Consider the following 8898-nt stretch of genomic DNA (forward strand, 5'->3'; position numbering starts at 1 on the left):
GCAGGTGCGCGCGGTGCCGGGGCGGGGGATCGGGTACGGGGTGCTGCGCTACCTGGGGGAAGAGGGGGAGGTGGAGGACGCGGCGGCCGAGGTGAGCTTCAACTACCTGGGCCAGCTGGACCAGGCCCTGGCGGCGGACTCCCCCTTCGTCGCCGCTCCCGAGTCCCCCGGGCCGATCCACTCGGAGCTGGGCGTCCGGGCGCACCTAGTCGGGGTGGAGTCGCGGGTGGCGGGCGGCCGGCTGCAGGTGGCCTTCGAGTACTCGGAGAACGTCCACGAGCGCGCCACCATCGAGGGCCTGGCGCGGCGCTACCTGGAGGCGCTGCGCGCCCTGATCGACCACTGCGCGAGCCCCGGCGCGGTCGGCTACACCCCCTCCGACTTCCCGGAGGCCGAACTCGACCAGGAGGAGCTGGACGCCTTCCTGGCGAGCCTCCTTTAAGCCCGCACCCGCCGAAGATCCGTGGAAAAGCGCGAGATCGAGGACATCTACAGGCTGACGCCCACCCAGGAGGGGATCCTGGTCCACTGCCTCCACGCCGGTGAGCCGGGGATGTATGTGGACCAGCTCCACTCCCGGCTCCGCGGCCCGATGGACCGGGAGGTCCTGCGCCGCGCCTGGCAGGAGGTGCTCGACCGGCACCCGGTGCTGCGGACCTCGTTCCACGCCGCGGCGGCCCGGGACCCGCTCCAGGTGGTCCGCCGCCGGGTGCCCGTCCCCTTCGAGTGGGAGGACTGGAGCGGGGTCCCCGCGGAGGCGCGGGAGGCGCGGCTCGGCGCGCTCCTCCAGGCGGACCGGGCGCGCGGCTTCGCGCTCTCCGAGCCCCCGCTCCTGCGCCTCCTCCTGGTCCGCCTCGCGGACGAGGAGCACCACCTGGTCCTCACCTTCCACCACCTCCTCCTGGACGGCTGGTCGCTTCGCCGCATCTTCCAGGAGGTGTTCGCGGTGTACGACGCGCTGGGCAGGGGCGGCTCCGTGGCCGACGCTGCGCTCCCCCCGCCGCCGCGGCCGTTCCGGGACTTCGTGGGGTGGCTGCACCGGCAGAGCCTGGGGGAGGCGGAGGCGTTCTGGCGCGGGGCGCTGGCGGGGATCACCGCGCCCACCCCGCTCCCCGCCGACCGGACCGGCGACGCCCTTCCCGCGACGGCGCACCCGGACGGGGAGAGGTCCGCGAAGCAGCGGGCCCGCCTCTCCGCGGCGGCCACCTCCGCGCTGACCGCCCTTGCCCAGCGCCACCGGCTGACGCTGAACACCTTGGTCCAGGGCGCGTGGGGGATCCTGCTCAGCCGGTACGCGGGCGAGCGCGAGGTGGTCTTCGGCACCGTCGTCTCCGGCCGCCCGCCGGAGCTGGACGGGGTGGAGGGGATGATCGGGGTCTTCATCAACACCCTCCCGGTCCGCATGAGCGTCCCGGCGGAGACCCCGCTCCTCGAGTGGCTGGAGGAGGTGCAGGAGCGCCAGGCGGAGATGCGCCGCTTCGAGCACTGCCCCCTGGTGCAGGTGCACCGGTGGAGCGACCTCCCGCCCGGCGTGCCCCACTTCGAGAGCATCCTGCTCTTCCAGAACTACCCGACGGGCGAGTCCGGGAAGGGCGGGGGCTCCGGCCTGGACGTGGCCTTCGGGGACGTCGAGGACTTCGAGCGGACCAACTACCCGCTAACCGTGGAGGCGCTGCCGGGGCGCGAGCTGGAGCTGACCATCGCGTACGAGCGCGACCGCTTCGGCGACGACGCCGTCGGGCGGATGCTGGGGCACCTGGGGGCGCTGCTGGAGGAGATGGCGGCCGACCCGCTCCGGCCCGTCGCGGAGCTTCCCATGCTCGTCCCGGGCGAGCGGGAGCAGATCCTGGACGAATGGAACCGGACCTCCGTCCCCGTGCCGTGGGACGTGTGCATGCACCGGCTCTTCGAGGCGCAGGCGAGGCGCACTCCGGACGACGTGGCGGCGAGCTGCGGCGACGCCGCCCTGACCTACCGGGAGCTCAACGACCGCGCCAACCGGATGGCCCGGCGGCTCGTCGAGCTGGGGGTGGGCGCGGACGTGCTGGTGGCGATCCTGGCCGAGCGGAGCCTGGACTTCCTGACGGCGATCCTGGCGGTCTTCAAGGCGGGGGGCGCGTACCTCCCCCTCGACCCCCGCCACCCGGCGCAGAGGCACGCCCACGTGCTGGAGGGAGGGCGCCCCCTCCTCGTCCTGGTGGAGGAGCCCTTCCGGCCGGTGCTCGACCTGGCGCTCGAGGCCGCCGGGCCGCACCCCGCGCCCGGGGTGCACGGCGTGGCGGAGCTGGCCGCGGAGGCGGCGCGTCTCCCGGCGGAGGCCGGGGAGGACCTTCCGCTCCGGAGCTCCCCCGACCACCTGGCGTACGTGATCTTCACCTCCGGCTCCACCGGGCTCCCCAAGGGAGCGATGGTGGAGCAGAAGGGGATGGTGAACCACCTCTTCGCCAAGGTCCGCGACCTGGACCTCACCGACGCCGACACGGTGGCGCAGAACGCCTCCCAGTGCTTCGACATCTCGGTGTGGCAGTTCCTCGCCGCCCTGGTGCTGGGTGGAAAGGTGAGGATCTACCCGGACGAGGTGGCGTACGACCCGCCCCGCCTCCTGGCGGGGGTGGAGGCGGACGGGATCACCATCTTCGAGACCGTGCCGTCGATGCTCCGGATGATGCTGGCGGAGGCCGACCGCCAGGGCGGCGGGACGGTGCCGCTGCGCTCCCTCCGCTGGATCGTCCCCACCGGGGAGGCGCTCCCCCCCGAGCTGTGCCGCGCCTGGCTGCTCCGGTACCCGCGCATCCCGATGCTCAACGCCTACGGGCCGACGGAGTGCTCGGACGACGTGACGCACTGCGTGCTGGACACCCCGCCCGCGGAGTCGGTCGCCGCCATGCCCATCGGCCGGCCGGTGTGCAACATGAGGGCGTACGTCCTGGACCCGGCGCTGAACCCGGTGCCGGCGGGGGTGGCGGGGGAGCTGTACGTGGGCGGGGTGGGCGTGGGCCGCGGCTACATGCGCGACCCCGCCCGGACCGCGCAGGCGTTCGTCCCGGATCCGCACGCGGGGGAGCCCGGGGCGCGGCTCTACCGGACGGGCGACCGGGTCCGCTGGCTCCCGGAGGGGAGCCTGGTCTTCCTGGGACGCCTGGACCACCAGGTGAAGATCCGGGGCTTCCGCATCGAGCTCGGAGAGATCGAGGCCGTCCTCGCCCGACACCCTGCGGTGCGGGAGGCCGTCGTGGTCGCCCGCGAGGACACCCCGGGGGACGCGCGCCTGGTCGCGTACGTCTCGCCGCGCGAGGGCGCCGCGGAGGCCGGACCGGGGGAGCTGCGCGAGGCGCTGCTGCGGCAGCTCCCCGCGTACATGGTTCCTTCCGCCTTCGTCGTCCTCGACGCCCTTCCCCAGAACGCCAACGGGAAGGTGGACCGGAAGGCGCTCCCCGCGCCCGAGTGGGACCGCTCCGCGGTGGAGGGGGGCTTCACGGCGCCGCGCGACCGGACCGAGGCGGAGATCGCGGGCGCCTGGTCCGAGCTCCTGGGCGTGGCCGAGGTGGGGGTGCACGACAACTTCTTCGAGCTGGGGGGCCATTCCATCCTCGCCAGCCGCCTGGTGGCCCTGCTGCGCGACCGGTTCGGGGTGGAGGTCCCGCTGCGGGCGGTCTTCGAGACCCCCACCGTGGCGGAGCTCGCCGCCGCCGTCCGCCGGCTCGGAGCGGCGGCGGACCGCCCCGCCGAGCCCTCGATCCGGCGCGTCGCCCGCGAGGCGAGACGCCTGGCGCGCTCCTCCTGAAGCGCCTTCGCCCACGGATTCCCCGATGTCTACGGATCTCGCACTCGACCCGGCGCCGGCCGGCACGGACGTCTACGTCCTGCCGACCTCGTTCTCCCAGCAGCGGCTCTGGTTCCTGGACCGCCTGGAGCCGGGCGCCTCGTTCTACAACGTGCCGACCGCGGTCCGGCTGCGTGGAGCGCTGGAGACGGACGCGCTCGCGGAGGCGCTCGGCGGGCTCGTCGAGCGCCACGAGATCCTCCGGACCACCTTCGACTACGACGCGGAGCGGGAGCAGCCGGTCCAGGTCGTCGCCATGGAAGGGGACGTCCCGCTGGCCCTGACGGACCTCTCCGCGCTCCCCGCCGGGGAGCGGGATGCGGAGCTGCGCGCCCGCATGGCCGCCGAGGCCCGCGCGCCCTTCGACCTCGCGCGGGGACCGCTCATCCGGGGCCGGCTCTTCCGGGTGGGGAGCGAGGAGCACGTGCTCCTCCTCACCCTGCACCACATCGTCACCGACGGGTGGTCCACGGGGGTGCTCATCCGCGAGATGGCGGCGCTGTACGAGGCGGCGCTGTGCGGCGGGCCCTCGCCCCTGCCGGAGCTCCCCATCCAGTTCGGGGACTTCGCGGCGTGGCAGCGGGAGTGGCTCCAGGGGGAGACGCTCCGCGAGCAGCTCGCCTACTGGGAGGGGCGGCTCGGGCGCGGAGGGCGCGCGCTCTCCCTCCCCACGGACCGGCCCCGCCCGCCGGTGCAGACCTTCAACGGGGCGAGCTGCACCTTCGCCCTCCCCCCGGAGCTCGGCCGCGCGGTGGGGGAGCTCGCCCGGCGGGAGGGGTGCACCCTCTTCATGGCCCTCCTGGGCGCCTTCCAGCTTCTCCTGTCGAGGTACGCGGGTGAGGCGCAGGTCTCGGTGGGGTCGCCGATCGCCAACCGGAGCCGCACCGAGACGGAGGGGCTGATCGGGCCGCTGATCAACATGCTGGTCCTGCGGACCGACCTTTCCGGTGCCCCCTCGTTTCGCGAGGTGCTGGCGCGGGTGCGGGAGACCACGCTGGGCGCGTACTCGCACCCGGACGTCCCCTTCGAGATGCTGGTGGAGCACCTCAGCCCGGAGCGCGACCTCAGCGCCCCCCCGCTCTTCCAGGTGATCTTCGTCCTCCAGAACACCCCGCGCCCGCGGGTGGGGACGCGGGGGCTGTCGATGGAGCTCCTCCCGACCGGCACCGCCACCGCGCGGGCCGACCTGTCGCTGGAGCTGCTGGAGACGGGGGCGGGGATCTCCGGGCTCTTCGAGTACAACACCGACCTCTTCGACGAGTCCACCGTGCGGCGCATGGCGCGGCACCTGGAGCTCCTCCTGGAGCGGCTCGTCGCGGACCCGGACCGGCCCGCCGCGGAGGTCTCGTTCCTCGACGCGGAGGAGAGCCGCCGGGTCCTTCGCGGGTGGAACGGCACGGAGGCGGAGTACCCGCGCGATGCGACGCTCGTCGACTTCTTCGAGGCCCAGGCGGCGCGCACCCCGGACGCGGTGGCGGCGGTGTTCGACGCCGGGACGCTCACCTACGCCGAGCTCGACGCCCGCGCCGACCGGGTCGCGTCCGTGCTGCGGCGGATGGGGGCCGGGCCGGAGACGCGGGTGGCGGTGTGCACGGAGCGCTCCCCGGCCCTGCTGGCCGCACTCCTGGGCACGCTCAAGGCGGGCGCCGCCTATGTCCCGCTCGACCCGGCGCTCCCGGCCTCCCGCATCGCCTACGTCCTGGAGGACGCGCGCGTCGGAGCACTGGTGACGGAGGAGCACCTCGCCGCCGCGCTCCCCGGCGGCGTCCCGAGGCTCCTCCTGGACGCGGGCGGCGCCCCGCCCGCCGGAGCGGAGGGCGACGGCGGGCGCCCGGGGCGCCGCGCGTGGCCGGAGAGCCTGGCCTACGTGATCTACACCAGCGGGTCCACCGGCCGGCCCAAGGGGGTCATGGTCCCCCACCGGACCGTGGTCAACTTCCTGGAGAGCATGCGCCGCACGCCCGGGCTCTCGGCGTCCGACGTCCTCCTCTCGGTCACCACGCTCTCCTTCGACATCGCCGTCCTGGAGCTCCTCCTCCCGCTGGTGGTGGGGGCGCGCACGGTGGTGGCGGGGGCGGAGACCGCCGCGGACGGGCGCCGCCTGGCCGGGCGCCTGGACGAGGTGGGCGCCACGGTGATGCAGGCGACCCCGGCCACCTGGCAGGTCCTCCTGGAAACGGGGTGGGAGGGGAGGCCGCAGCTCCGCATGCTCTGCGGGGGGGAGGCGCTCGGCCGGCCGCTGGCCGACGCGCTCCTGGCCCGGGGCGCCTCGCTCTGGAACATGTACGGACCCACGGAGACCACCGTCTGGTCGGCGGTGCACAGGGTGGGGGAGGAGCCCCGGCCGGTCCCGCTCGGGGAGCCGATCGCCAACACCCGCCTGTACGTGCTGGACGAGCGCCTGAACCCCGTTCCCCTGGGGGTCCCGGGCGAGTTGTTCATCGCGGGGGAGGGGGTGGCCCGCGGCTACCTGGGCCGCCCGGCGCTGACCGCGGAGCGCTTCGTCCCCGACCCCTTCGGGGAGGCGGGAGCGCGGCTCTACCGCACCGGCGACCGGGTGCGCCGTAGCGCCGACGGGCGGCTGGAGTTCCTGGGGCGGGCGGACCGCCAGGTGAAGGTGCGCGGGCACCGCATCGAGCCGGGGGAGATCGAGGCGGCCCTGCTCGCGCGGCCGGAGGTGCGGGAGGCCGCGGTGGTGCTGCGCGAGTGGGCGCCGGGGGACGAGCGCCTGGTGGCGTTCGTGGCTCCCGCCCCGGGCGCTGCGCCCACCGCGGCCGGGGTGCGGGGCTCGCTCCGCGAGCAGCTCCCGGAGTACATGGTCCCCTCGCACGTGGTGGTGCTGGACGCCCTTCCGCGCACCCCCAACGGGAAGCTGGACGCCGGCGCGCTGCGGCTCCCGGAGCACCGCCCCGAGGCGGAGGGCGCCTACGCGCCTCCCGGCACGCGGGCCGAGCGGACCGTCGCGGAGATCTGGCAGGAGGTCCTGCGGACGGAGCGGGTAGGCGCGGACGACAACTTCTTCGACCTGGGCGGACACTCGCTCCTGGTGGTGCGGGTCCAGCGGCGCCTCTCCGAGGCGTTCGGGCGCGACGTCCCGCTGGTGGACCTGTTCCAGTACCCCACCGTCCGCGCACTGGCGAAGCACCTGGCCGGCGACGGCGAGACCGGATCCAACCACGAAGACAGCGAATCGCGCGGCGAGGGACGGCGGGCCTCCCTGAGGCAGCGCCGCGAGCGCCGGGGCACTGGAAGAGGGAGTTGAGCGTGAGCGGAATCGAGAAGGAGCGCGCGCCCGTGGTGGACTACGGGTCGGACGAGTACGCGGAGGCCGTGGCGATCGTCGGGATCGCCGGGAGGTGGCCGGGCGCAGAGAGCGTCGCCGAGTTCTGGGAGAACCTGCGGCAGGGGGTGGAGAGCGTCTCCTTCTTCTCCGAGGAGGAGGTGGAGGGCGTCACCCCCGAGACCGCGGCCGACCCCGCCTACGTGAAGGCCAAGGGGATCATCCGCGACCCGGAGTGGTTCGACGCCGGCTTCTTCGACGTCGCCCCGCAGGAGGCGGCCGTCATGGACCCGCAGCACCGCGTCTTCCTGGAGTGCGCCTGGTCGGCGCTGGAGGACGCGGGGTACGACGCGTCCCGGTACGACGGGCGGGTGGGGGTGTTCGGCGGGATGAGCATCAACACCTACATGCTCATGAACCTGGCGCTGAACCCGGACGCGGTGCGGGCGGCGGGGCAGTTCCAGGCGCTCATCGGGAACGCCAACGACCACCTGACCACGCGGGTGGCGTACAAGCTGGACCTGCGCGGGCCTGCGGTGACGGTGCAGACGGCGTGCTCCACCTCGCTGGTGGCGGTCCACATGGCCTGCCAGAGCCTGCTGAGCGGAGAGAGCGACATGGCGCTGGCCGGCGGGGTGGCGGTCACCTTCCCGCTCCGGACCGGGTACCTGTACCAGGAGGGGATGATCTTCTCCCCGGACGGCCACTGCCGGGCCTTCGACGCGGAGGCGCGCGGCACCGTGAACGGGAACGGCGCGGGGGTGGTGGTCCTCAAGCGCCTGGCCGACGCCCTGGACGACGGGGACCACGTCTACGCCATCGTGCGGGGGTCGGCCGTCAACAACGACGGGGCCTCCAAGGTGGGGTACACCGCGCCCAGCGTCGCCAGCCAGGCCGCGGTCGTGACCGAGGCGCTCTCCATGGCCGGGGTCCCGCCGGAGACGATCTCCTACGTGGAGGCGCACGGGAGCGGCACCCCCATGGGCGACCCCATCGAGGTGGCGGCGCTCACCCGGGCCTACCGCACCCGGACCCCCGAGCGCGGCTTCTGCGCGCTGGGCTCGGTGAAGACCAACATCGGGCACCTGGACGCCGCGGCGGGGGTCTCGGGGCTGGTCCGGGCGACGCTCGCCCTGCGCCACCGGCAGATCCCGCCGACGCTGCACTTCCGCGAGCCGAATCCCCGGATCGACTTCGACGGGAGCCCCTTCTACGTGGGCGCGGAGCTGGCCGACTGGCCCGCGGGCGCCGCGCCGCGCCGCGCCGGGGTGAACTCGCTCGGGGTGGGCGGCACGAACGCGCACGCCGTCCTGGAGGAGGCCCCCGCCCCGGCGCCCGGCGGCCCCTCGCGCCCCCGGCAGCTCCTCGTCCTTTCCGCGAAGACGACCACCGCGCTCGAGGCCGCCACCGACCGGCTCGCCACGCACCTGGAGGCGCACCCGGAGCAGGCGCTGGCCGACCTGGCCTACACCCTCCAGGTGGGGCGGAGGGAGTTCCGCCACCGGCGCGTCCTGATGGCGGGCGACCGGGAGGATGCCGTCCGGGAGCTGCGGGAGCGCGGCCCGCAGCGTCTCCTCACCGGAGACGCGGGCGCGGGGGAGGGGAGCGGCCGCCCCGTGGTCTTCATGTTCCCCGGGCTGGGCGAGCAGTACTCCGGGATGGCCCGGGGGCTGTACGCGGCAGAGCCGGCGTTCGCGGAGGAGGTGGACCGCTGCGCCGAGCTGCTCCGGCCGCACCTGGGGGTGGACCTCCGCGAGCTCCTCTTCCCGCCGGAGGGCGCCGCGGCGCCCTCCGG

Annotated in this window: 4 protein-coding genes; all 4 read left to right on the plus strand. The window is 74.8% G+C overall.

Annotated elements, in window-relative coordinates:
* On the plus strand, positions 1 to 442 hold a 442-nt coding region (locus VGR37_04985; GenBank protein HEV2146750.1), incomplete at its 5' end, for a condensation domain-containing protein.
* 21 nt (positions 443 to 463) lie between these two features.
* Entirely contained in the window at positions 464 to 3784 is a 3321-nt protein-coding gene (locus tag VGR37_04990) for an amino acid adenylation domain-containing protein (GenBank protein HEV2146751.1), read from the plus strand.
* A gap of 25 nt (positions 3785 to 3809) precedes the next feature.
* Positions 3810 to 7085, plus strand: a complete 3276-nt coding sequence (locus tag VGR37_04995; protein HEV2146752.1) for an amino acid adenylation domain-containing protein — start codon at positions 3810 to 3812, stop codon at positions 7083 to 7085.
* A 2-nt stretch (positions 7086 to 7087) separates the two neighbouring features.
* Positions 7088 to 8898, plus strand: a 1811-nt coding sequence (locus tag VGR37_05000; GenBank protein HEV2146753.1) for a type I polyketide synthase, incomplete at its 3' end; no start/stop codon positions are given.

The sequence above is a fragment of the Longimicrobiaceae bacterium genome (assembly GCA_035936415.1).
Lineage (GTDB): Bacteria > Gemmatimonadota > Gemmatimonadetes > Longimicrobiales > Longimicrobiaceae > JAFAYN01.

Coding starts and splice junctions, on each gene's coding strand:
- VGR37_04995 (HEV2146752.1), top strand. CDS start 3,810: ATGTCTACGGATCTCGCACTCGACCCGGCGCCGGCCGGCACGGACGTC.